This window comes from Micromonospora sp. NPDC005203, assembly GCF_042872705.1.
Lineage (GTDB): Bacteria > Actinomycetota > Actinomycetes > Mycobacteriales > Micromonosporaceae > Micromonospora.
On record NZ_JBIAKV010000009.1, the window covers coordinates 65,619 to 86,974 of the forward strand.

Annotated in this window: 16 protein-coding genes; 7 read left to right on the forward strand and 9 right to left on the reverse strand. The window is 69.5% G+C overall.

The features are described 5' to 3' along the window. Positions 1-24: 24 nt before the first annotated feature. Positions 25-2,004, reverse strand: coding sequence for an anthranilate synthase family protein (locus ACFYPM_RS20400; RefSeq protein ID WP_387199043.1), 1,980 nt, complete (start codon positions 2,002-2,004; stop codon positions 25-27). Between the two features lie 480 nt (positions 2,005-2,484). Between ACFYPM_RS20400 and ACFYPM_RS20405 the strand changes: the two genes are divergently transcribed. The 5 genes from ACFYPM_RS20405 (at position 2,485) to ACFYPM_RS20425 (ending at position 7,986) form a co-directional block, all read left to right on the forward strand. After that, complete coding sequence (locus ACFYPM_RS20405) at positions 2,485-3,759, forward strand: FAD-dependent monooxygenase (protein WP_387199046.1); 1,275 nt, start codon at positions 2,485-2,487, stop codon at positions 3,757-3,759. After that, complete coding sequence (locus ACFYPM_RS20410) at positions 3,759-4,544, forward strand: 2,3-dihydro-2,3-dihydroxybenzoate dehydrogenase (protein ID WP_387199049.1); 786 nt, start codon at positions 3,759-3,761, stop codon at positions 4,542-4,544. The genes ACFYPM_RS20405 and ACFYPM_RS20410 overlap by 1 nt, the downstream gene beginning before the upstream one ends. Before the next feature lie 30 nt (positions 4,545-4,574). Further along, positions 4,575-5,213 carry an isochorismatase family protein gene (locus ACFYPM_RS20415; RefSeq protein WP_387199051.1) on the forward strand — a complete coding sequence of 213 codons (639 nt, stop codon included), beginning with the start codon at positions 4,575-4,577 and terminating at the stop codon, positions 5,211-5,213. A gap of 324 nt (positions 5,214-5,537) precedes the next feature. Beyond that, a complete protein-coding gene (locus ACFYPM_RS20420; protein ID WP_387199054.1) occupies positions 5,538-6,764 on the forward strand; it encodes a 3-deoxy-7-phosphoheptulonate synthase in 1,227 nt (408 codons plus the stop codon). Between the two features lie 808 nt (positions 6,765-7,572). Then, positions 7,573-7,986, forward strand: a complete 414-nt coding sequence (locus ACFYPM_RS20425) for a DUF6220 domain-containing protein (protein WP_387199057.1) — start codon at positions 7,573-7,575, stop codon at positions 7,984-7,986. A 231-nt stretch (positions 7,987-8,217) separates the two neighbouring features. Here ACFYPM_RS20425 and ACFYPM_RS20430 read toward each other — a convergent pair whose 3' ends face one another. Then, positions 8,218-9,348 (reverse strand): LacI family DNA-binding transcriptional regulator, encoded by a 1,131-nt coding sequence (locus ACFYPM_RS20430; RefSeq protein WP_387199060.1) that lies wholly within the window; start codon positions 9,346-9,348, stop codon positions 8,218-8,220. Positions 9,349-9,923: 575 nt separating this feature from the next. Here ACFYPM_RS20430 and ACFYPM_RS20435 point away from each other — a divergent pair. Next, positions 9,924-12,632, forward strand: a complete 2,709-nt coding sequence (locus tag ACFYPM_RS20435) for an RICIN domain-containing protein (protein ID WP_387199063.1) — start codon at positions 9,924-9,926, stop codon at positions 12,630-12,632. Positions 12,633-12,736: 104 nt separating this feature from the next. Here the strand turns inward: ACFYPM_RS20435 and ACFYPM_RS20440 are convergent, their stop codons facing one another. The 3 genes from ACFYPM_RS20440 to ACFYPM_RS20450 all read right to left on the reverse strand — a co-directional run bounded on the left by ACFYPM_RS20440 (position 12,737) and on the right by ACFYPM_RS20450 (position 15,714). Beyond that, positions 12,737-13,135, reverse strand: coding sequence for an epoxide hydrolase N-terminal domain-containing protein (locus ACFYPM_RS20440; RefSeq protein ID WP_387199066.1), 399 nt, complete (start codon positions 13,133-13,135; stop codon positions 12,737-12,739). 359 nt (positions 13,136-13,494) lie between these two features. Then, entirely contained in the window at positions 13,495-14,475 is a 981-nt protein-coding gene (locus tag ACFYPM_RS20445) for an aldo/keto reductase (protein WP_387199069.1), read from the reverse strand. Positions 14,476-14,682: 207 nt separating this feature from the next. Then, positions 14,683-15,714 (reverse strand): NADP-dependent oxidoreductase, encoded by a 1,032-nt coding sequence (locus ACFYPM_RS20450; RefSeq protein ID WP_387199072.1) that lies wholly within the window; start codon positions 15,712-15,714, stop codon positions 14,683-14,685. Between the two features lie 240 nt (positions 15,715-15,954). On the opposite strand from ACFYPM_RS20450, the gene ACFYPM_RS20455 reads away from it, so the two are divergent. Then, positions 15,955-16,581, forward strand: a complete 627-nt coding sequence (locus tag ACFYPM_RS20455) for a TetR/AcrR family transcriptional regulator (RefSeq protein ID WP_387199077.1) — start codon at positions 15,955-15,957, stop codon at positions 16,579-16,581. 16 nt (positions 16,582-16,597) lie between these two features. Here ACFYPM_RS20455 and ACFYPM_RS20460 read toward each other — a convergent pair whose 3' ends face one another. Genes ACFYPM_RS20460 through ACFYPM_RS20475 form a run of 4 tightly spaced genes read right to left on the reverse strand, consistent with a single transcriptional unit; the run spans position 16,598 to position 21,355 of the window. Further along, the gene (locus tag ACFYPM_RS20460) at positions 16,598-17,989 is read right to left on the reverse strand and encodes a nitrate/nitrite transporter (RefSeq protein WP_387199080.1); all 1,392 of its coding nucleotides are present in this window, start codon (positions 17,987-17,989) and stop codon (positions 16,598-16,600) included. Between the two features lie 53 nt (positions 17,990-18,042). Beyond that, a complete protein-coding gene (locus ACFYPM_RS20465; protein ID WP_387199083.1) occupies positions 18,043-18,372 on the reverse strand; it encodes a Rieske (2Fe-2S) protein in 330 nt (109 codons plus the stop codon). Continuing rightward, positions 18,372-21,008: a nitrite reductase large subunit NirB gene (gene nirB, locus ACFYPM_RS20470; RefSeq protein WP_387199086.1), complete on the reverse strand. Its 2,637-nt coding sequence runs from the start codon at positions 21,006-21,008 to the stop codon at positions 18,372-18,374. The genes ACFYPM_RS20465 and nirB overlap by 1 nt, the downstream gene beginning before the upstream one ends. Next, on the reverse strand, positions 21,008-21,355 hold the full coding sequence (locus ACFYPM_RS20475; protein ID WP_387199089.1) for a molybdopterin oxidoreductase: 348 nt from the start codon (positions 21,353-21,355) through the stop codon (positions 21,008-21,010). Before ACFYPM_RS20475 ends, nirB begins: the two co-directional genes overlap by 1 nt. Position 21,356 lies beyond the last annotated feature (1 nt).

Sequence of the window (21,356 nt, forward strand, 5' to 3'; positions counted from 1 at the left end):
ACCGGCCGGGCATCGCACGACCGCCTAGTGGTGACGCGCGCCGACGCGTGTATCAGCGGCGGCGGCGCTCTGCGCTTCCTTGAGTAGCGAGACGAGTAGGTCGCTGAGGATCTGCGGGCCGTGCTGGGTGAGGATGGATTCGAGATGGAACTGCACGGACCGGAATCCCGCGCCGCGCAGGGCGTGTACCTCGCCCGTCTCCGGGGTTCGGCTCACCTGCACGGGCTTGCCCTGCCCTCGTGAGATGACGCCGTGTGCGCAACGGGCGGTGTAGGTGTTGTAGAAGCCCACGAGTTCGGACCGGCCAAACAGGTCGACGCGCATCTGGACGCCCTGATTGGGCACCGTGCGCCGGACGAGGTCGAAGCCCAACTCGGCGGCGAGGACCTGGTGGCCCAGGCAGATGGACAGGAACGGGACCGCGCCGGCGAGCAGGTCACGGGTGAGCGCGCGGAGCGTGTTCATGCGCGGGTCTGTCATGTCGCTGGGGTCGCCGGGGCCGGGACCGACGATGACGAGGTCGTAGCCCTCCAGTTGCAGCGGGCTGTCGTATCGGGTGATCGTGGTCCGGAGGCCGAGGGATCGCAGCTGATGGCCGAGCATTCCCATGAAGGTGTCCTCGTTGTCGACGACCAGGACGCGCCGACCGTCCAACTCCGGTTCCGGGCTCGTCCGGTGTGCCCCGTCGAGCCAGAATCGCGACAGCGTGGAGTTGCGGCTCTGCAACGCCAGCCGTACCCGGGGATGGGTGGACGGCGACGGGTGCGCCCTCGTGACAGCGGGCTCGCCCGCGGCGCCGTCGCCGTCGAGCGTGAGGCCGAGCGCTGCGAGCATGCCCGCGGCCTTGGCCTGCGTCTCGGCGATCTCGGACTCGGGCTTGGAGTCACGGACCAGGGTGGCGCCGACGCCCAGGCGCAGCTTGCCGTTGTTGCCGACCTCGGCGGTGCGGATCATGATCGCTGAGTCGAGCGTGCGGCTGCCCATCGCGTCACGGCCAATCAGTGCGAGAACGCCGCCGTAGTATCCGCGCCCGGTCGTCTCATGTCGGGTGATGACCCGGAAGGCGTTCTCGAGCGGACTGCCGGTGACGGTCGGCGCGAGCAGGGTCTCCCGCAGCACGTCGCGTACGTCGAGGTCGCTCTGACCGGTCAAGGTATACTCAGAGTGAGTGAGGCGTGCCATCTCCTTGAGAAACGGGCCGTGCACCCGACCGCCGGAGGTGCACAAACGCGCCATCATTTTCAGTTCTTCGTCGACGACCATATATAGTTCGTTGGCCTCTTTCGGGTCATTCAGAAACTGAAGTAAACCGGAAATGTCCGGCCCGGTCGAGGGGTGCCGGTAGGTCCCGCTGATGGGGTTCATCGAGATGGTGCCGCCTGCCATGCTGACGTGCCGCTCCGGCGATGCGCCGATGAATGTCCCCGCGCCGGTGTGGAACAGGAACGTCCAGTACGAACCCAGCTCCCCGGTCAGCAGCCGCCGAAAGATCGCCAGCTCCGTGCGGGCCGAACAGTCGTCCAGCCGCGCGGCGAAGGATCGCCTGATGACGAAGTTGGATCCGGCGCCCTGTCCGATCTCATCACCCACCACGCGCTTGACGATCGCCGCGTAGTCCTCGTCGCTGGCGTCGAATCCGGCGTCGGACACGCGCACCTTCTGCTCGGGCAGGCCAGCCAGGGCCTGCTCGAGGCTGAGATCGGCTTGCTCGTGGATCCGCATGGCAAGCAGGGGCGCATGGTCGTCGTGGCAGTCGAACCCGCGTTCGGTGACCTGCCGGTACGGGACCGCCACAAGCAGGTCGTGCCGGGCGCCACTCGCCGGGTCGCCGGGTAGGGGCAGCTCGGCGAGGCTGCCCACGTCGTGGACATCGCCGGTCAGGACCTCCACGCGCGCGTCCCTGGCCGGGTCGGGCCGATACAGCAGGGCGAAGGCGCGCCCGTCCTCGCCGAGGCCGGCCAGAACATCCGGGGGCCCGGCCATGCTCGAATGCGTCCCGTCCATATTGCTCCCCTTCGCACGAGATCAGATCACCCCTCTCGATACTGCGGCGGCGAAAGGCGTAGCACATGACGTGACGCCACGATCCCGTATTCCCGGTAACGTGCGGCCGGTATGGCGTGAACAGATGAATGCCGCACCACTACTCGAGCGGGTAGTGGTCGGGCAAATGCATCCCCATTACTGTCGACGACATTGCCGGCTCAACGAGGGCGGTGAACATGGCTGTGAATGTGCTGGTCCAGAAAAGCCGCGGTGCTTCTGCGCGGACTCTCGAGCGCGCTCGTCAGGCCGCCCTGCGTATCGCCGCGGCGCCCCGGCGCGGGTCGTCCGCGATCGTCTGTGCGGGCGGCCGTAGGGCCGGTGACCTGCTGGGGCTGGCGGCCGACGTCGGTACTGCGGGTCCGTCCCGGGAGCTGGATCAGTAGCGGTGAACGACCCACGACGCCAGGGACCCTGATCCCACGTGAGGCGCTGACGAGCATGCCTGAGGTAATCAAGCCGTGCAGCCTGTTCAGGCACGACGAGGACTGGGACAAGCGCTCCTCTACTACGGACGGGAACGACATGTCTCAGCTACGGGTGGCTGTGGCCGGGGCCGGAATCGCCGGCCTTGCCCTGGCCGCCGCCCTTCGCCGGGCCGGCATCGACTGCCACGTCTACGAGCAGGCGGAGCACCTGACCGAGGTGGGTGCGGGAGTGCAGGTGGCGCCCAATGCCACCCGGCTGCTGCATCAGCTCGGTCTGCGCGATCGCCTGCGCGGCGTTGCGGTCGTGCCGCAGGCGATCGAGATGCGCCGCTGGGACGACGGCAGGCGGCTGCAACGCACCCCGCTGGGTAGTCTGTGCCGCAGCCGCTTCGGCGCGCCCTACTACACCATGCGCCGCGCGGACCTGCTCACCAGCCTGCTCTCCGTCGTGCCGCCTGACCGGGTGCACCTCGGCGCCCGCCTTGCCGCCGTGACGCAGAGCGCCGACGAGGCGCGGCTGCACCTGTCCGACGGTCCGACGGTCGCAGCGGACCTGGTCGTGGGGGCCGACGGCATTCATTCGATCGCACGTGAGCAGATCGTGGCCGATCGGCCGTGCCACTCCGGGCAGACGGTCTACCGGGGACTGGTGCCGGTCGAGCGGGTGCGCTTTCTGCTCACCGAGATCCGGGTGCAGTCGTGGCTCGGACCGGACCAACACCTCGTGTGCTACCCGGTGTCGTCGGGTCGGCAGGTGAGCTTTGAGGCGACCATCTCCGCCTCGGACGGGCGAGCGGAGTCGTGGTCGGCGCGGGGCGACGTCGCCCCGCTCGCCGCGGCGTACGCGGGCTGGCATCCGGACGTGACACGGGTGATCGACGCGGCGGAGACAATCAGCAGGTCGGCGCTGCACGATCGGGAGAGCATCGAGCGGCTCAGTTCGGGGCGGGTGGCCGTCATCGGCGACGCCGCGCATCCGATGGCGCCGATCCAGGCGCAGGGCGCGAACCAGGCGATCGAGGATGCCGTGGTGCTCGCGGCGTGTCTGGCCGACGCGCGCCCGGGCGACCTGAGCGCGGCCTTGCGCCGCTACGAAGGTATCCGCCTTCCCCGGACGACGCGGATCCAGCAACAGTCCCGTGCCAACGCGGAGACATTCCACCTCGTCAACGGGCAAGCGCGGCATCGCCGCGACACCTCCGCCCAGACCGCATCCGGTCTGGACCGGCATGAATGGCTCTTCGGGTACGACGCCGAGCAGGCAACTACGACCAGCGGGAGCGCATGATGGAACTGACCGGAATCGAGTCGACGGTCGCACTGGTCAGCGGGGCGGCGCAGGGCATCGGTGCCGCCGTGGCGGGCCTCCTGGCGGGCGCGGGGGCGCACGTCGCGGCCGTCGACCGCAACGCCGAGGCGCTCGACACCGTTCTGACCAAGATCGAGGCGGAGGGTGATTCGGTCCGCGGCTACCTCGTCGACGTGCGCGACAGCGAGGCCGTGGACGCGCTCGTGGGGCGCGTCGAGGACGAGCTCGGGTCCATCGGCGTCCTGGTCAACGCAGCCGGTGTCCTGCACACCGGCAGGGTGGTCGAGCTGTCGGACCAGCAGTGGAGCGAGACCTTCTCGATCAACGCGGGCGGGGTGTTCCACCTGTCCCGGGCGGTGGCCCGCCGAATGATCGGCCGCCGACGGGGTGCGATCGTGACGATCGCATCCAACGCCGCCGGCGTGCCGCGCACGGAGATGGCCGCGTACGCCGCCTCGAAGGCCGCGTCGGCCCAGTTCACCCGATGCCTGGGGCTGGAGCTCTCCGACTACGGCATCCGGTGCAACGTCGTCTCGCCGGGCTCGACCGACACACCCATGCTGCGCGCGATGCTCGGCGAGGCCGGTGATCCGCGGCAGGTGGTCGAGGGCTCGCCGGCCGCGTACCGCGTCGGTATTCCGCTTCGAAAGCTGGCCCAGCCGCGGGACGTGGCCGAAGCGGTCGCGTACCTCGTCTCGGACCAGGCCGGTCACGTCACGATGCACGACCTGTACGTGGACGGCGGCGCGGCCCTGCACGTATGACGTCGTCGGATGCCGAACAGGAGACGAACCATGGTCATGACCCCGATCGCGGCGTACCCCATGCCCGGCGACAGCGATCTGCCGAGTACGGCGATGCCCTGGCGCCCGGATCCGGCCCGGGCAGCCGTGCTGGTGCACGACATGCAGCGCTACTTCCTACGCCCGTTCCCAGCCGGGCAGTCGCCGCTCACCGACCTGCTCGCCAATGTCATGAAGCTGCTCGCGGCGGCCCGCGCGGCCCGGGTGCCGGTGCTGTACACGGCACAGCCGGGTGGGATGAGCCGGCGCGACCGTGGGCTGCTGCACGACCTCTGGGGTCCCGGCATGAGCAGCGCGGAGGCCGATCGCGGCATCGCCGACGACGTCGCCCCGGAGCCGGGCGACACGGTGCTGACCAAGTGGCGCTACAGCGCGTTCTTCCGCAGTGACCTGGAGGAACGACTGCGGGGGTCGGGCCGGGATCAGATCATCGTCTGCGGCGTCTACGCGCACATGGGGTGCCTCATTACCGCCAGCGACGCGTTCAGCCGCGACATCCAGCCGTTCCTCGTGTCGGATGCGTTGGCCGACCTGTCGCTCGACGACCATCTCATGGCGCTTCGGTACGCGGCGGATCGTTGCGCGGTACCGCTGACCACGGCGCACGTGCTGGCCGCGCTGGAGAGCTAAAGCCCCGCTTCACCAACGTTCGGGGGGTTGTCGATGGTGTTGTGGATCCTCGCCGTGGGTGTGGTCACCGGGCGGCTCAATGACGCGAACGCGCCATACCCGCTCTCCCGGACGCGGATTCCCAGCCCATTCGATGGCGCTCTCGACAACGCAAAGACATGATGCGCACACACCGGCGGGTGGGCAACGCTATCCGCGCACACCCATCGACCGGGAGGTTGGCGCCGGCGCGACCGGGCCGTCGCCGGGCTCGTCTGGCGATCGGCTCGCGGCCTGCCGCGGCTCCCGCAGGCCCGTCTCGCTGATCTCTTGTGTGGAGGACAGATGCAGCAACCCAGCTCCACGGCGGACTTCGCCCCACTCGGTCCGTGGCAGGGCATGCCGGCGGCTCAACAACCGGACTGGCAGGACCACCCCGCGTACCACGAGGTCTGTCATTCGCTTTCCTCAGCGCCACCCCTGGTGACGACCGAGGAGATTTGGCAGCTGCGGGAGTCGCTGTCGATACTGGCCCCCACCCGCACTCTCTTGCTACAGGTCGGCGACTGCGCCGAGAGCTTCTATGAGTGCACGCCCCGGCACACCTCAGACAAACTCGAAATCATCGAGCGGCTGGGGGACAGGCTCGGTGAGCGCACCGGTCAGCGTGTCATCCGTGTCGGCCGGATGGCCGGACAGTTCGCCAAGCCCCGATCGCAGGCCATGGAGTGGCACGACGCGCTCCGCATCCCCTCCTTTCGAGGGCACATGATCAATTCGGACATCGCCGGGCCGAGGACCCGCAGAGCCGACCCGCGGCGCATGGTCTGGGCCTACGAGGCCAGCGACGCGGTACAGCGGGTGATGCGGAACCACCGTCAGGGAAACGGACGTACGGCGACGGCGGAGGGCCCATGGTCGAGCCACGAGGCGCTGGTGGTCGACTACGAGTCCCGGCTGATCCGCAGCGACCCGGACTCCGACGACCTGTACCTGGGCTCGACCCACCTGCCCTGGGTGGGTGAGCGGACCCGCGAGCCGGCCGCGGCCCATGTCGCCATGCTCTCCTCCGTCGTCAATCCGGTGGGATGCAAGATCGGACCGGACGCCGACCCCGATGACGTCCTGCAGGTGTGCGAGGCGCTCGACCCGCGGCGCGAGCCGGGCCGCCTCGTCCTGATACCCCGGATGGGTCGGGACCGGATCCAGGAGGCCCTGCCATCCATAGTCCGCCGTGTGGTGAACGCGGGACACCCGGTGGTCTGGTTGAGCGACCCCATGCACGGCAACACCGTGAAAGCCTCGAACGGCCTGAAGACACGCCACCTCACCGACGTGATCACCGAGGCGCTGCGCTTTCGTGACATCATCGGGCAGAACGGGCAGCACGCCGCCGGGCTCCACATCGAGGTCGCGGCGGACGATGTGACGGAATGCATCGGTGGATCCGTGGAGAACGAGGACCAACTGCAGCGTCACTACACCTCACTGTGCGATCCGCGGCTCAACCCCGGCCAGGCCACCGAACTCATCGAGGCATGGGCCAAGGGAACGGCGACGGGTCGTTGCTGACCGGGCCGGTACCCGCATCCCTGGAAAGAACCCTACGCACCGGTCCTGCGCCGCGAGCGGAACGCCGCGACCGTAGCCGGTGGCGTGACACCGCAACGGGTTGATCGCGAACACCTGCCGGTCGGCGGACCGCAGCCCCGCGACCAGCAGCCCAGTCGACCCCACACGCCACCACTGTCAGCGCGACTCCTCTCCGTCTGCATCCGCAGCGAGGCGCGACGCCCTAATGGACAGTGCCCGCCGCACGGCACCTCACGAGTCGTCGCCTCACCACCGGCGGCGCCCGCACTCGCGCAAGGCTCTCGACCTGCGACCAATCAAGGCTCAGCCCGCCGGCGATCCACGAGCCGACAATTGTCGTCGACGCCCGCGGCTGCGCCCCTTGCCGAAACTCAGGGTCCAGCCCCCAACGTTGATACAGAGGTCAACAGCGGCCGCGACCATCAACGTGGCGCCGATCTCGAGTCCCAGGCTCGACGGCCGACGGCTGGTATGGGCGTCCTCTGTTGCCATTACGGCTGGTACAGCACCCGCCGCATCCAGAAAGAACTGGGCGACCTCAGCCCCGACGAATACGAGACCGCCTGGCACCACCAACAGACCAGCCTGACCGAGCAACCGACCACCACCCCTGCACCACTCGGCAGCAGGTAACCACCGCTCCATCAAAGCGGGGGATGCTCAGAATGGCTTTGACCGCCGAAGAGACACGGCCCTGGGTGTCCGGTCCGAAAGGGAACCTCATCCTTTATCATGATCAGACCCGACGGGTCTGCGCCGATGACACAATCGGCTTACGCTCTGCGACATGAAAAAGCTCCTCGCGGGCCTGATGTCGCTGCTGCTACTCGCCGAGGTCGCGGTGTTCTACCTAGCCGCCAGCGGCGCGTTCATGCACGTGTCCGACGAGGAGGCCTTCATGCCCCACCGCGTGCTCGGGATCGCGATCTTCGTGTTCGCCGTCGTGTGCGTGGTCGTCGCCGCGCTCGCCCGGATGCCCGGACGGCTCATCGGCATGGTGGCCCTGATCGCCGGGTTGACGCTCGTCCAGGGGATGATCCGGGCGCTCGCCAAGTCCTTTGGGGAGGCCGAGGCGGGGCACATCGTCTTCGGCCTGCACGGGATGAACGCGCTGGCGATCTTCGGCGTGACCGTGTGGGTCGCGCAGCAGTCAATCCAGATCGCGCGGCGGCGCGGCGAGCTCAGCCGAACGGCGTCATAACCACAGCCACGTTGTTTGTCCTGGACCACGCCTGCACGTCGCTGGGCGCCGTCGCGTGGATGGCCGCGGCGCTGCGGCGCGCCAGGGGCTCGCACTCGTGCTGCTCGCCGCAGCGAAGGTGCTGACGGCGGCGAGGGCGGTGCCGATGGCAGGGCTGGCCGGGCGGGGCTGGCCGGGCGGCCCGTGCGGTCTCGGGTGACGTGCGGCCGTAGGTGGACAGATCGACGCTGATCAGGGCTGGGTGGATGGGACCTCGCTGCCGGCGGGCTGGCCGTGCGGGCCACCGTGGGCATGGGGTATCGCTCGGCGGCCACGTCCCGGCATCGGCCGAGGCGGTGGTGGTGCCGTCGAGGCGCGGACGACCAGCTCGACCGGTTGGTCGGCTGCCGGCGGAAGCTCGACGTCCGGCTTCTCGATGACCTGCACCAGCAGCGCGAGGCCCTGCCGCGTGACCTCGTCGAACGGCTGCCGCACAGTGGTGAGCGGGGGAGTGACGTAGGCGGAGACCGGGATGTCGTCGAACCCGACGACGCTGATGTCCTCGGGCACCCGGCGCCCAGCCTCGAGCTGCGCGCGGATGAGCCCGATCGCCATGTCGTCGTTCGCGGCGAACACCGCGGTCACGGTGCCGTCGCCGGCCAGTTCCCGGCCCGCCGCGTAGCCGGACGCTGCCGACCAGTCGCCCTCGACGACCGGCGGCTCGTCCGCGCCGTGGGCTCGCAGCGCCTCGCGCCAGCCGGCGAGACGATCCCGTGCCGAATACCACCGCTGCGGGCCGGCCAGGTGATGGACGGTCGCGTGCCCCAGCTCCAGCAGGTGCTCGGTCGCGGCCCGCGCGAGCCGGCCCGCGCCGACCCTGGCGGTCACCACCTGCGGCGCGGTGAAGGTGGGCGGCGCGCCGAGGACCAGGACCGGCACGTCGACGCTGATGAGGCCGACACCCTCGTCGATCGGCTCGGAGATGATGACGCCGTCCACGCCCTGGTCCAGCAGCGACGCCAGGGCGCTCGCGATGCCGCCCGGGTCGCCCTCGATCGTGGTGACCACCCGCAGCGTGTAGCCAACGTTCCGAACCGCCCGCTCGATGCCCATGAGCCACGACGCCGGCCCGTACAAGGCGCTGCCGAGCGTCACCACGCCGATCGACCGGGTCCGCCCGGAGGCCAACGCCCGGGCCGCCTGGTTGCGCCGGTAGCCGAGTTCCTCGGCGGCGTCCAGGACCCGCCGGCGCACGTCGGCCGAGACATACGGCTCGTCGTTGAGGACCCTGGACACCGTCTTCTGGGAGACGCCGGCCAGCCGCGCGACGTCCACGCTGCGCGGCGTCGGAGGGCTTCCACCCGGCCTCGCCAGTCGCGTCACGGCACCTCCCATCGCCGGCCATAGTCCTGTATGATTGCGCAGTCATGTCTACGCAGTCAGACACTCGCCGTCACGAGTTCGCAACCCGCTCGCATCCCGCTCGTGGGGCTGGCGAAGCGCGTTCCTTACCAGCACCCTAACTCCATTTTCGAACCGAACAAGTCAGGCCGGGCCGCCCGCCGACTTCACCGGGGACCACGGCGCTGTCCACGCCTTCAGCGTGTCACGCGGCCGGGCACCGCAGAGGCGAATCGGTTCGCTATTCGATCGGCGCCGCGTCCGTGGGCCGGCGACACGAAGTGCCTGAGCGCGATGCCCCAGCACTCCGAAAGGGTCGTATCCGTCGGCGGCCACTCGAAGCTTGTAAGGCGTCAGGAGCAGGAAGTAACCGCCTCGAAACCTTGACTTCACGTCCGATGCGCCCACTAATACATACCTATGTATCTGGGCCGCAACCACCCTTCCCGGGTGGTCGGCGACGCCGGCAGATTTGTCGAATCGATTCGAGTGTCAGCCTCGAGGCTGTGCCCTGAACCGGTGTTGCGTAGCTGGCGGATGAGTCACAGGAGGTAACCGTGCATCGTACGAACGTCCACTGGGGTGGCCGATTGTCGGCGTTGGCCAGAGGGCTTGCCGCGACCGTGGCGCTCGCCCTGCCTCTGACGCTCGGTGGTCTGACCCTGGCGACCCCCGGGTCGACCCTGGCCGCGCCGGTCGCGACGCAGAGTGTCGCGGCCGCCGGACTTGACGGTGTGGCGGCCGGCAACGCCGCGATCACCTCGGTCGACCTGGCCGGGACGTGGAACTTCACGCCCGCAGGTCGGGGGGCGACCACGATCGCGGTACCCGGTGGCGGCTGGTACAAGCAGGGCTTCACCACCGTGAACGAGGCGGTGTACTCGCGCAGCATCACCGTGCCGGACTCGGGGCAGCCGCAGTCGACCTGGATCGAGTTCGGTGCCGTGAACCACCAGGCGACACTGTCGGTCGACGGCCGCGTGGTCGCCACCCAGACGACGGCGTTCACCCCGTCGAACTTCGACATCAGCGCATACGCGGCGCCGGGCACCACCCACACGATAACGGTGAACGTGAAGGGCCGCGGCGCGTTGAAGGCATCCAACGGCCGCTACCTGGTGCCCGACGCCGCCACGTGGTCCGAGGCTGTCCCGCAGGGGATCTTCGGGTCCGCGTTCCTGCGGGTGTACCCGGCGGTGTACGTCAGCGACACATTCGTGCGTACGTCGGTGGCGAACAGGACGCTGACCTACGACGTGACGGTGCGGAACACGTCGGGGACCTCCCGGTCGGTGACGTTGACCGGGTCGCTGTCGTCCAGCAACGGAACGGCCTTCAGCTACCCGGCACTGCCCAGCCGTACGGTCGCCGTGGCGGCCCGCTCGACCGTGACCGTGACCGTCGGGCCGGTCGCGTGGAACCTCGACAGCACCTCGTACTGGTGGCCCAACGTGCCGTACCGGTCGGGGTACCGGGCGCAGCTGCACGGGCTGACGGTGCATGCCGTCACCGACGACGGCCGGACGAGCGACGCCGAGTACCGGTTCGGGTTCCGGGAGGCCACCCAGAACGGTGACTACTACTACCTCAACGGCGTGCGCGTGAACTTCCGCGGCGACAACCTCCAGGGCGCCGACTATGACCGGATCAACAACGGCGGCAAGGGCGACGCCTACCACACCCTGCCCGGCTTCCTGCCCCCGTCGTCCGGCAACGGCGGCTGGCCGCAGGCGGTGGACAACTACCAGCGGCTGAACTACAACGTGGTGCGCATCCACCAGGAGCCCGGAAGTCCGTACATGTTGGACGTCGCCGACGAGATGGGCCTGATGATCATCGACGAGGTCGCGATTCGCGGCTCCCAGTCCTCGCAGGAGTGGCAGAACTCCGTCGGGCGCGACAACATGATCAACCACGCCCGTGCGCTGGTCCTGCGCGACCGCAACCACCCCGCGATCATCCGCTGGAGCCAGAACAACGAGCCGAACCAGAGCGGCCAGGATTCCGAACAGTTCGAGAAGGACCTGTACGCGGCGATGAACGGCGCCGACGGCACCCGGCCGATCATTGTCGAGGTGGGCGTCGGCAACAATGTCAGCCTGTATCCGGGGATGACGTACGCCAACTTCGCGGTGATCCCGCACTACGTCGACGGCTTCGGCAGGTACGGGGAGGGCCTGGTCACCGTGAACGGGCGGCCCGATGGCGAGGGCGAGTTCATCTGGCCGGCATGCAACAACAAGCAGGGCTTCGAGTGGTTCGCCACCGCGACTGCTGCCAAGCGCGGCAAGGGCGCCACCGACCTGCGTCCGTACACCCTGCTGTCCGCCTGGGCCAGCGTCGTGCCCGGCGTGCGGTCCACCGACTTCACCCCGGAGGAGGGCGGTCACCCCATCTACGGCGTGGACAACCTGCCCGACCCGTGGAGCAACCCGCAGATCCAGCGGGTGCAGGCGGCGTTCAACCCGGTGGCCGCGATCGACCTCCCGTACTGGTCCGCCTCCGGCAATTCGGACTCCAACGGCACCTTCCCGCTGCCGCAGGCGGTACCCAGCTACGCCCGCAACGCCACGGTGACCCGCAACATCACCGTGTTCAACGACGACCTCACCAACACCTCGGTGGGCTTCACCTGGACCGCCCGGCTCGACAGCCCGACCGGCGCGGTCGTCGCGTCCGGCAGCAGCAACCTGACCATCCCACTCGGCACGCGGGTCACCCAACCGGTGTCCTTCACCGCCCCCGCCACCGGTGACCGCGTGTACCTGCAACTGTCGACCGCCAAGTCCGGCAGCACCCTCTTCACCGACTCGGCCGAATACCTGAACCTCGGCGGAGGCGGCGGAACCGCGCCCACGGCAGGCACCTACCGCATCGTCAACCGCAACAGCGGAAAGCCCCTCGCCATCGCCGGCAACTCCACCGCCGACGGCGCCAAGGCGGTCCAGCAGAGCGGCAGCCCCACCTGGACGATCAGCACCACCCAGGACGCCTACACCCTGCGCTACACCGCCTCCGGAAAGATGCTCGACGTCAACGCCGGCAGCACCACGGCCGGCCTGCAACTACAGCAGTGGTCGGCAAATGGCGGCACCAACCAGATGTGGTACCTGCGGCCCACCGGTAACGGCTACTACACAATCGTCGCCCGTGGCAGCGGACTGACAGCCGACGTCTCTGGTGCCTCGACCAGCGACGGGGCGCAGGTCGTGCAGTGGACCGCCAACGGCGGGACCAACCAGCAGTGGCAGTTCGTACCCGCCTGACCAGTAGCAGAGGTGATTGTCAAGCTCGGCCGCCGGTAACGGGCTGCCGATTGTCGCGCCGACTCGGGGGCACGGTTTGTGCCCCCGAGCCGGCCGCGATCCAATCACCGTGGGAGCGCTCGGCGATGACCAGGGCCTCGTTGGCGTCCTCGAATTAGCGGCCGGTGACGCCGTCGACCTCGGGGGAGGCGGCGAGCAGGACCGAGGTGGCCGCCCATGTCCCCAAACGGCGTGCGAGAGCGCGGCAGGCGCGCGAGAGCGGTCTCCTGCGCCGGCCAGTCGAACTCCTCCGCCGGCCAGTCGAACTCCTCCGCCCAGTAGTCGACGATCTCGCGCAGATAGGTGATGTCTGTGCCCGGCGACCCCCCAGCATCCTCCGGCGCGTCCGGCCAGCGCGTCGCGCGCAGGCGCGCACGAAGGTTCTCCAGCTCCTCAGGGCTGGCGTGCACCCGGAACGGCTCGACACTCGTCGGGTCCTGCGACGAGGGAAGCACGAGCCGCACCGCCTCGCCGCACCGCCTCGCCGCGCCGCGCCGCGGACAGTGACGGCACCGCCATCCGTGCCAAGCGTTGTGTCACGGACGGATCATGACAACCTCCGCGTACGTACGTCGGCAAGCAACCCGGCGTCCGGCGGCATGTCGCGGCGGAAAGCTGGCCATCATCCGTCAGCCGGCGGCCCTCGCCGCGCCGCGCAGCCGGTCTCATCCGGTCCGAGTAGGTGGGCATACCGCGGCGGGCCGGGAGCCGGCCGTGACCGCTCACCCGTGCGGTGTCGAAACAGCTCATGCCGGTCGTCGGCAAGCCGATGATCGGCTGTCCACGGCCCGGATGGCCGGGCACGGTGCCCGGCCGATCCGATTCAGCGGCGCGCCAGCGGCGGCTGCTCCGGGTAGCGGCCGCCGGCCGCCGCGCCGGGCGGCATGGCCGCGTCCAACGCGTTCAGCTCGGCCTCCGTCAGCTCGACGTCAAGTGCCTGGACATTCTCTGTCAGGTAGCGACGTCGCTTGGTGCCCGGAATCGGCACCACGTCGGGGCTGCGGCTGAGCACCCAAGCGAGTGCCAGCTGGGCGGCGGTGACGTCCTTGGCGGTGGCCAATTCACGCACCCGCGCTACCAGTTCCATGTTGTGCCGCAGATTGTCGCCCTGGAAACGGGGCGTACCGCGCCGGTAGTCGTCGGCCTCCAGCTGGGTGAGGTCGGTGATCGCGCCGGTCAGCAGCCCCCGCCCGAGCGGGCAGTACGCCACCAGCCCGATGCCCAGCTCGCGCAGGGTGGGCAGCAGCTCGGTCTCCGGCTCCCTGCTGAACAGCGAGTATTCATACTGTCCGGCGGTCACCGGGTGCACAGCGTGAGCCCGGCGCACCAGGTCCGCCGGGGCCTCGGAAATGCCGAGGTGGCGCACCTTGCCGCTCGCGACGAGCTCGGCCAGCGCGCCCCAGGTCTCCTCAATGGGCACCTGCGGATCGACGCGGTGTTGGTAGTACAGGTCGATGTGGTCCAGGCCGAGCCGGCGCAGCGACGCGTCGCAGGCTCGGCGCACGTAGTCAGGGCGACCGTTGATGCCGAAATAACCACTCTCGGGGCGGCGTTCCACGCCGAACTTCGTGGCGATCACCGCGTGATCGCGGCGGCCGGCGACGGCCTTGCCGACCAGCTCCTCGTTGGCGAACGGGCCGTACATGTCGGCGGTGTCGAGCAGGGTGACGCCGAGCTCCAGCGCCCGGTGGATCGTGGCGACCGACTCATTGTCGTTGCGGTCACCGTAAAACTCGCTCATGCCCATGCAGCCGAGGCCGAGAGCGGAGGTGGTCAGGTTCTGGCCGAGCACGCGGTGATGCATCCGCTATTCCTTCCAGGTGAAGAGATGACGACGGACTACTGCCCTCGGGATGCGCCGGTGTCGCCGACCTCGACCGGGCAGGCCGGCTGGTACGGCCCGTCTTGGGCCACCGCCGCCCGCAACGCCGCCCGGGTGGCGCGGGCAGGTCGGTGGCGAAGTCCTACACCGTGGGTCTCCTTGCCGCTCGGGCACCGTGGTGGGAGACGCTCAGAAGGTGATGACGACCTTGCCGCGGGTGTGCTTGCCGGCGAACTCGGCGACCGCGCGCTGCGCCTCGGCAAACGGGAACCGGGCGCTCACCTCGGCCCGCAGCCGACCCGATGCGGTCGCCTCGACGATCCGTTGCAGCAGGCCGTCGGTGGCCTCGATGTGGGCGTACGAGGCGCGCACCGCACGGTCGAAGACCGGCGGACCACCGGCCGGAGAGATGAGCAGCCCACCGGGCTTGACGGCGGCTGCGGTTCCGGCCAGTGCGGGACCGGCATTGATCAGGTCGACGGCGACGTCGACGCCGCCGGGAACGTGGCGCAGCGCCTCCTCGGTCGTGTCGCCGGAGGTGTAGTCGACGGTCACCGCGGCTCCAAGGCCACGCACGTAGTCGGCGTCCGACGGCGGTGCGGTCGCCACCACGCGGACGCCAGCCTGGGCGGCGAGCTGCACCACGAACGAGCCGACACCCCCGGTCGCGCCGACCACCAGTAGTGAGTCACCGCTGTTCAGCCCGGCCTGCTCGACAATGCCGGCCGCGGTCATCGCGGCCACCGGCAGAGCAGCGGCGTCCACCGGGTCCAGCGTCTCCGGCCGGGCCACCACCTCGGGGCCGTCCAGAGCCAACGTGTACTCCGCGACCGCGCCGGCGACCGGATGGGTAAACGCCACCACCTCGTCACCGGGGCTGAATCGGGTGACGCCCTCGCCGACCGCTTCGACTGTGCCGGCCGCGTCCAGACCCAGCACGAAGGGATGCGACACCGGCATCATCTCGCGCATCACTCCGGTGGCGAGCTTGACGTCGAGCGGGTTGAGCGCCGCCGCCCGCAGCTTGATCAGGATCTGTCCCGGCCCGGGTGCCGGCTTGGCCAGCTCAGCGATGGTGAGCTGGTCGATCGGACCGTACGAAGGTGCGACGAGTGCCTTCATGGTGACGGGCCTTTCTGCGGTATCGACGGGTGAGGTGCCGTGCAGGGTGAGGACGTCGCCATCGAGCGCGGCGCGCCGGACGAGTTCCGAGCCGACCATCCGGCCGGCCCATGTCGAGGGTGGACAGCGGGGGCTCTTCGCAGATCACAGGTTAAATGGAATCTCTTCCACTTAATCGAGAAGGCTATCCGGAAAGGTTTCCGATTGCAACGTCGCCGCACCGCTGGCCTCGACCTGCGAAGAACTGCTTACACTGCCGCGACAGCGCAGGTCGCGGCAGAATGGGCGGACGGGCGCGCCGGCTGCCGGAGGCGTGGCCGCGGGAGAGAGGACCGTCGGGTGGTTGGAGAGCCGGAGACGGCATCGACGCCGGTCCCCGCGACAGTGTCGCTCGCGGGACAACCGGGAATCGAACGCGCCGACGCCGCCCGCAACCGCCGCAAGATGCTCGACGCCGCCGCGCGCATCGTCGCCACCGAGGGCGTCACGGCGCTGGCCCTCGACGAGGTCGCGCGGGCCGCGGGAGTGGGCACCGGCACCGCCTACCGCCGCTTCGGCGACCGTGCCGGACTGATCTTCGCGTTGCTCGACGAGGAGGAGGCCACTTTCCAGGCCGCTTTCCTGCAGGGTCCGCCGCCGCTGGGCCCCGGCGCGCCGGCGGCGGAGCGGATCCATGCCTTCCTGCACGCACTGGTGGACCGGGTGGAGGCGCAGCTGGAAATGCTGCTGGTCACCGAGGCCAGCTCGCCGGTGGCGCGATATCGCAGCGGGCCCTACATGATCTACCACACCCACCTGGCCGGTCTGCTCGGCGAGGCACGCCCCGACGTCGACCCGCACTACGTCGCGGCCGCGCTGCTCGCGCCGGTCTCGGCCACCCTGATCAGCTACCAGCTGCGCGAGCGCGGCCTCGGCACCGACGTGCTCAAGAGCGGTCTCGACGACCTGCTGCGCCTCAACCTCTGAGCGTCTCCGCCGGCTGTCAGACGCCCTCAAGTCTCCCGGGTGACGGGCGTAGGTAGACGTACCAGGTGATGACGAAGCAGATCGCGTAGAAGGCGATGAAGGCGACGTAGGCCGCATCCGCGGTCTGGTAGGTCAGAAACGACTGCCGGAAGGCAAGATTGACGAGGACTCCGCCGAACGCGCCGATGGCACCGGCAACGCCGATGAGCGCGCCGGAGAGGCGCCGGGCCTCGTGCTCCGCCGCCCGGTCGTGCGGGTCGCCCGCGCCGCCGACGGTCACCTGCACGCCGCACCTGGCCCGGAAGATCGCCGGGATCATCTTGTACGTCGAGCCGTTGCCGATGCCGCTGAACACGAACAGCGCGATGAAGCCGAGCAGGTACAACGGCAGCGAACGTTGCTGGGAGGCGAGCAGGACGATCGACGCGCCGGCCGCCATCGCCACGAAGTTCACGAAGGTGACCCGGGCACCGCCGAGCCGGTCGGCCAGGACACCGCCCACGGGACGGATGAGCGAGCCGAGCAGTGGTCCGAGGAACGTCAGGTACGCGGCCTTCACCGGGGTGTTGAAGGTGTCGGCGAACTGCACCTGAAGGACCTGGCCGAAGGCGAACCCGAAGCCGATGAACGACCCGAACGTGCCGATGTAGAGCAGGGACATGATCCAGGTGTGCGGTTCGCGGGTGACGTCACGCATGGCCCGTTTCTCGTTGCGGGCATGGCTGAGGTTGTCCATGAACATCGCGGCACCGAGTGCGGCCAGCACGATCGCCGGCAGGTAGATGCCGGCGACGATGCCGGGACTGGCCGTCCCCAGGACCGCCAGCACGAACAGGCCGACGAGCTGGACCGCGGCGACGCCGAGGTTGCCACCGCCGGCGTTGATGCCGAGCGCCCAGCCCTTGAGCCGGTCGGGGTAGTACGCGTTGATGTTCGCCATCGAGGAGGCGAAGTTCCCGCCGCCGACGCCGGCCAGCGCGGCGATGAGCAGCAACGTCGCGTACGAGACGCCGGGCCGGATGAGAAAGGCGCCGAGCAGGCTCGGGACCAGCAGCAGCGACGCGCTGATGATCGTCCAGTTGCGGCCGCCGAACCGGGCCACGGCAAGGGTGTACGGGATCCGCAGCACCGACCCGACCAGTGCGGGCACGGCGGTGAGCAGGAATTTCCCGGCCGGATCGATGCCGTACTGCGGCCCGAGGAACAGCACCAGCACCGACCACATCGTCCAGATCGAGAAGCCGATGTGTTCGGAGAAGATGGAGAAGATCAGGTTGCGCCGGGCAATGCGGGATCCCCGGCGTTCCCAGAAGATGGGGTCCTCGGGCCGCCAGTCGTCGATCCAGTGCCCGCGAAGGGTCAGGCTGCGCCGGTCCTGCTCGATGCTGCCGGGCACGGCCGTGGTCATGGTTCCTCCCAGGTGAGTCCTCGGTCCGCTCGACACCTTGCTCGGTTCGCGCCTCAGGTCGGCGGCAGACCCACCACCAGGCGTCCGTCGGCGTCGGCACGGACCGGGTACACGGTGAGTGGGGACTGTCCGGTGGTCGAACAGCCGGTCGCCAACTCGAAGGCGTTCTGGTGCAGGGGGCAGACGACGACCCTCATGTCCACCAGGCCGTCCGCGAGCGGCCCGCCGGCGTGCGGGCAGACCGCCGACACCGCGCGTAGGCTGCCATCACGCAGCCGGAAGATGGCGATCATGTCGTCACCCACGGCGTAGGCACGCCCCTCCCCGAGGGGGATCTCGTCGACCGGCCCGAGCCGGTGTTCCACGGCGATGAGCCTGGCCATCACGCCCGCCTCGCGGATGCCGGACCGGCGCCGTTCCCGTTGTCGCCGTGCCCCTTGTGGCCGTTGCCCCCCGGCACGCCGGCCGGGCCACCCCCCGGCACCGCGGAGCCGATCGACGGCACCACCGGCCCCGGGACCGGGACCGGGACCGGTACGGCTTCGCGGACCGGCACCTGAGGCAGGACCGCCAACGGCAGGGAGGTGCGGAACTGCCCTGGAGTGACCGGTTCGCGCCGTTCCAGCCACGGGTCCCGGTACGCGGCCACGGAGGCAGCCATGGCGGCGTCGAGCCGCGCCGCGATGCCGTCGCTGTCGTCGACGACCACCGCCCGGATGTGGTCGATGCCCAGCCGGGGCACCCACGCGTACGTGCGTTCCAGCCAGTTCGCGTTCTCGCGGTAGTACTGCAGGAACCGGCCGGTCAGCGTGATGACCTCGTCGGGTGTGTCGACGACGGCCAGGAGGTCCCCCTTGCGGACGTGGGCGCCGGCGGCCCCGCCGACGTAGATCTCCCATCTGCCGCCGTCGATGGCGACCACGCCAAGATCCTTCACGTACGCCTCGGCGCAGTTACGGGGGCAGCCGGTGACGGCAAGCTTCATCTTGCCGGGGCCCTCGATGGCCTTGAACCGGTCCTCGATCGCGATGCCGAGAGCGGTGGAGTCGCCGACACCGAAGCGGCAGAAGTCGGAGCCGACGCAGGTCTTGACCGTACGGAAGCTCTTGCCGTACGCGTACCCGGACGGCATGTCGAGGTCCGCCCACACCTTGGGCAGGTCTTCCTTGCGGATGCCGAGCAGATCGATGCGCTGCCCGCCGGTGATCTTCACCAGCGGTACGGAGTACTTCTCGGCCACCTCGGCGATCCGCTTGAGCTGTGCCGGTGTGGTCACGCCGCCCTTGATCTGGGGGACGACCGAGAAGGTGCCGTCTCGCTGGATGTTGGCGTGCACCCGATCGTTGATGAAGCGGGCGTCGCGTTCGTCGACGTACTCGTCGCCCCACATCATCCGCAGCAGCGAGGCCAGGCCCATCTTGCTCTTCGCGTCCTCCTCGCGGCCGGGCACGAGGGTGGCGAACACGGCGGAGACGGATTTCAGGCCGTGTTCGCGGATCACCGCCATCAGCTCCGCCTTGGGCATCGGCACACCGGGGACATACCAGCTCGCGGCCGGGTCGTCCTCCACCCTGCCGTCAGCGGCCCACTCGACGATCTGGGCGACCAGGGCCTTGCACGATCCGCAGCCCTTGCCGGCACGGGTGGCGTCCATGACACCGGTCAGCGTCTTCACGCCGCCCCGCACGGTGCCGACCAGCGCCCGCTTGGTGACGCCGTTGCAGTTGCACACCTGCACGTCGTCGCCGAGCTCGGCGGCACTCACGTCGGCCGACGGCGCGCCGAGGTCGAACAACATCTCGACCCGCTCCTTCGGCAGGGCGAGCCCACGGTCGAAGGCCTGCATGAGGAACGCGACCTTCCGCACGTCGCCGAGGAGAGTCGCGCCGACCAGCCGGTCGTCGCGGATGATGATGCTCTTGTAGACGCCCTTGCGCGGCTCGGCGAAGACGACCGTCTCGTCGTCGTCGCGTTCCGCCTCCTTCAGGCCCATCGAGGCGACGTCCACGCCCGCCACCTTGAGCTTCGTGGCCAGCCGAGAGCCGTGGTACGCCGCGAACGGGTTCGTCCCGGTGAGGTGGTCGGCGAGCACCCGCGCCTGCTCCCACAGCGGAGCCACCAGGCCGTACGTCTCGCCGCGGTGCTGGGCGCACTCGCCGACCGAGTAGATGTCGACCTCGTCCTGCACGCGCATCTGGTCGTCGACGACGATGCCCCGCTCGACCGGCAGCCCGCTGGTCGCGGCCATCTCGGCGTTCGCCCGGATGCCGGCGGCCACGACGACGACGTCGCAGGCGATGGTCCGACCGTCCTTGAGCTTGACCCCCGTCACGGCGTGCTTGCCGAGCACCTCGGTGGTGTGCGCGCCGAGGATGACCTCGATGCCGAGTCGCTCGATGCTGCGCCGCAGGATCGCCCCCGCCTGAGCGTCCAGTTGGGCGTTCATCAGATGGCCGGCGGCGTGCACCAGGGTCACGTGGGCCAGGTGGTTCTGCAGGCCGCGGGCGGCCTCCAGACCGAGCAGGCCGCCCCCGATCACCACCGCGCGCTCGTGCTCTCGGGCGTACCGGATCATGTTGCGGGTGTCGTCGATGGTGCGAAACGCGAACACTCCCTGGTGGTAGCCGCGCCCGGGGCGGTGGAGGCCGGGAATCGGCGGGACGAACGCCCGGCTGCCGGTGGCGATGATCAGCTTGTCGTACGGCGTCTCGGTGCCGTCGTCGGCGTAGATCCGTCGCGCGAAGCGGTCGATGCGGGTGACCCGGACGCCGGCGTGCAGGGTGATGGCGTTCTCGGCGTACCACGACATGTCGTTGAGGAAGATGCCCGCCTCGTCGTCGACCCCGGAGAGCACGTTGGAGAGCAGGATGCGGTTGTAGTTGCCGTACGGCTCCTCGCCGAACATCGTGATGGCGAACTGGTCACCCCCGCCGCGTTCGAGGATCTCCTCGACCGTGCGAGCGCCGGCCATCCCGTTGCCCACCACGACGAGGCGCCGGCGCTTGTCGACGGCGTCCATCAGACCTCGACCAGCCCCAGGTCGACGATCACGGTGCCGGACACCCCGGCGGGCGCCGCCACGTGCACCTCGAGACCGGTGCCGGAGTCGAGGTCCTCGACCACCCGCAGCGGCACGTGGACGTCGGACTTCGCGCCGATCGGGAAGTACCGCATCGGCTGGCCGTCGCGCACGAGCAGGACACAGATCAACTCATCACTGGCATTGCCGCCCCGGAAGTAGACCGGCTGGGCGACGACGCCGCCCGGCACCACGTAGCTGAGCGAGCCGTCGACGAGAGCGGGCCGGTCGAGGCCCTTGCCCTCGAAGCTGTAGACGCCTTGCAAGAAACGGGGAGTGGTGTGCACA

Coding starts and splice junctions, on each gene's coding strand:
- ACFYPM_RS20460 (WP_387199080.1), bottom strand. CDS start 17,989: ATGACCACGGCCGTGCCCGGCAGCATCGAGCAGGACCGGCGCAGCCTG.
- ACFYPM_RS20465 (WP_387199083.1), bottom strand. CDS start 18,372: ATGGCCAGGCTCATCGCCGTGGAACACCGGCTCGGGCCGGTCGACGAG.
- nirB (WP_387199086.1), bottom strand. CDS start 21,008: ATGGACGCCGTCGACAAGCGCCGGCGCCTCGTCGTGGTGGGCAACGGG.
- ACFYPM_RS20425 (WP_387199057.1), top strand. CDS start 7,573: ATGAAAAAGCTCCTCGCGGGCCTGATGTCGCTGCTGCTACTCGCCGAG.
- ACFYPM_RS20420 (WP_387199054.1), top strand. CDS start 5,538: ATGCAGCAACCCAGCTCCACGGCGGACTTCGCCCCACTCGGTCCGTGG.
- ACFYPM_RS20400 (WP_387199043.1), bottom strand. CDS start 2,004: ATGGACGGGACGCATTCGAGCATGGCCGGGCCCCCGGATGTTCTGGCC.
- ACFYPM_RS20410 (WP_387199049.1), top strand. CDS start 3,759: ATGGAACTGACCGGAATCGAGTCGACGGTCGCACTGGTCAGCGGGGCG.
- ACFYPM_RS20450 (WP_387199072.1), bottom strand. CDS start 15,714: ATGGTCGGCTCGGAACTCGTCCGGCGCGCCGCGCTCGATGGCGACGTC.
- ACFYPM_RS20445 (WP_387199069.1), bottom strand. CDS start 14,475: ATGCATCACCGCGTGCTCGGCCAGAACCTGACCACCTCCGCTCTCGGC.
- ACFYPM_RS20405 (WP_387199046.1), top strand. CDS start 2,485: ATGCCTGAGGTAATCAAGCCGTGCAGCCTGTTCAGGCACGACGAGGAC.
- ACFYPM_RS20415 (WP_387199051.1), top strand. CDS start 4,575: ATGGTCATGACCCCGATCGCGGCGTACCCCATGCCCGGCGACAGCGAT.